2 protein-coding genes and 1 pseudogene are annotated in these 2,162 nt (G+C 65.4%); 1 reads left to right on the forward strand and 2 read right to left on the reverse strand.

What is annotated here, in order from left to right; all coding sequences use genetic code 11:
* Together ubiA and FJ980_RS29955 are read right to left on the reverse strand one after the other, a co-directional pair.
* A pseudogene (gene ubiA / locus FJ980_RS29950) lies at positions 1–178 on the reverse strand (4-hydroxybenzoate octaprenyltransferase); the annotation flags it as partial.
* A 66-nt stretch (positions 179–244) separates the two neighbouring features.
* Complete coding sequence (locus tag FJ980_RS29955) at positions 245–1,156, reverse strand: LysR family transcriptional regulator (protein ID WP_140547225.1); 912 nt, start codon at positions 1,154–1,156, stop codon at positions 245–247.
* A gap of 92 nt (positions 1,157–1,248) precedes the next feature.
* Here FJ980_RS29955 and FJ980_RS29960 point away from each other — a divergent pair, with 92 nt between their 5' ends.
* Positions 1,249–2,043 (forward strand): phytanoyl-CoA dioxygenase family protein, encoded by a 795-nt coding sequence (locus tag FJ980_RS29960; RefSeq protein ID WP_140547226.1) that lies wholly within the window; start codon positions 1,249–1,251, stop codon positions 2,041–2,043.
* Positions 2,044–2,162: the final 119 nt, after the last annotated feature.

Consider the following 2,162-nt stretch of genomic DNA (forward strand, 5'->3'; position numbering starts at 1 on the left):
CGGCAAGTGCTGCCGACCACCAGCAGGGCCACAAAAGCAGCTGCCAGCCGATCGGCCTGTCCCAGCGCGCAAGCTGCGCATAGGGCCACAGCCAGCGCGGCAGCACGCGGTAGACCCAATGGCCGCTCGGCGCGTCGGCGACACGGCCCTGGGTCGCTTTCGACTGGACGGTTTCCATCACGCTGGAGTGGCAGCAGCAAGCAGCGCCGTCAAGCGGCCGCGTTGTCGCTCAAGCGCTGAAAACCTAGGCGGTGAAAACATCGTGACCGGCAAACCATGCCTTGGCGACCTCGATGAAGGCGACCGCTGCGTTTGACAGGCGCTGGCGCGTGTCGTGGGTCAGGATGATGCGCTGCATGGGCAGCGGATCGGAGAGCGGCTTGCAGACCAGCGGCAGGCCGTCATAGCTGCGGTCGCCATAAGGCCTCGTATAGCTGACCGCGACGCCGAAGCCGTTGGCCACCATGGAGCGCTGCAGCTCGAATGAGCTGGTCGTCGCTCGGGCGACCAGCGAGAGGCCGCGGCTGAGGAAGAGGTCCAACATGTGCTGCCAGCTATGCGGCTGGTCGGTGGTGATCAACGGATGCTGCGCGAGCTCGGCCAGGCTGACGGCGTGCTTGTCCGCCAGCACATGCCCGGCGGGCAGAAGCGCGTGCGGCCGCAATTCATGCAGCAGAATGCGCTTGAAATGCCCGGGCAGGCCGAGATCGTAGGTGAGGCCGAGATCGACGGCGCTGTCGGCCAGGCGCCGTCCGAGCGTGTCGAAAGTCTCGTCGCTTATGACGACCGTGACGGCCGGGCAGCGTTCGGCGAAGACGCGCACGAGCGCCGGCGCGAAATAGGGTGCCAGATCCTCGAAGCAGCCGAGCGCCAATTCGCCGCCGACATCGGCGTCGCGCGAACCGAGCGCCGCCAGCTCGTCCGCCTCGCCCAGCACCTGCCTTGCCTTGGCGACGGCCTTGCGGCCGAAGGATGTCAGCGAAACGCCGCTGCCGCGCTGGCGCACGAACAGTTTCTGGCCAAGCGCGTCCTCGACATTGTCGATCGCCACCGAGATCGACGGCTGCGACACGTTCAGCGCCTGGGCTGCCGCGGTCACGCTGCCATAGCGGGCGACGGCAACGACATAGCGCAATTGCGCGAGGGTCAGTCTCATAGGCAAAAACTATAAACCAGATGGCAAGTTATTATTTTACGCGATGTCGGGCGCTTGCGATAGTTGCTTGCCAAACCCAAGGAGAACGCGCCATGGCCAGCCCAATGATCGATGCCTCGACGATTGCCGATTACCAGCGCGATGGCGCGGTCTGCATCCGCGGCGCCTTCAAGGACTGGGTCGGTGTCATCGCCGACGGCATCGAGCGCAACATTGAGAACCGCAGCGCCGCCGCCTCCGACATCGCCGGCGGCAAGGGCAGCTTCTTCGACGATTACTGCAACTGGGAGCGCATCCCGGAATTCGTCAGGATCGTGCGCGAGTCGCCGGCCGCCGAGCTCGCGGCCGCGGTCATGCAGTCGCGCAGCGCCCAGTTCTTCCACGACCACGTCCTGGTCAAGGAGCCCGGCACGCAGAAGCCGACGCCGTGGCACCAGGATATCCCCTATTACTTCGTCGACGGCAGCCAGACGGTGAGCTTCTGGATCCCGATCGATCCCGTGAAGGAAGCGACGCTGAGGCTGATCGCCGGCTCGCACAGATGGGAAAAGATGGTGCTGCCGGTGCGCTGGCTGAACGACGACAACTTTTATGCCGGCGAGGGCGACTACCGGCCGGTGCCCGACCCCGACAACGACGCCTCGATGAAGGTGCTCGAATGGGAGATGGAGCCGGGCGACGCCATCCTGTTCGATTTCCGCACCGCGCATGGCGCGCGCGGCAACATGACGGCGGCGCGGCGCCGGGCGCTGTCGCTGCGCTGGGTCGGCGACGACGCGCATTATGTCGAGCGTCCCGGCCGCACCTCGCCGCCCTATCCGGGGCACGACATGAAGCCCGGCCAGAAACTGCGCGAGGATTGGTTTCCCGTTATTTTTCAGAGCTAGTGGCACTGCACAGGGATCTTGACCGGTCGGCTCTGTTTGCGTTGGCAGGTGGTACGCGTTGGAGATTGGCCGAAAACGCCCATCGCGATCGTCATTCCAGGGCGGAGCAGGAGCGAAGC

The organism is Mesorhizobium sp. B1-1-5 (genome assembly GCF_006443065.1).
Taxonomy (GTDB): Bacteria; Pseudomonadota; Alphaproteobacteria; order Rhizobiales; family Rhizobiaceae; genus Mesorhizobium.

Bases quoted from the DNA above. Each gene is read 5' to 3' on its own strand.
- FJ980_RS29960 (WP_140547226.1), top strand. From the start codon at position 1,249: ATGGCCAGCCCAATGATCGATGCCTCGACGATTGCCGATTACCAGCGC.
- FJ980_RS29955 (WP_140547225.1), bottom strand. From the start codon at position 1,156: ATGAGACTGACCCTCGCGCAATTGCGCTATGTCGTTGCCGTCGCCCGC.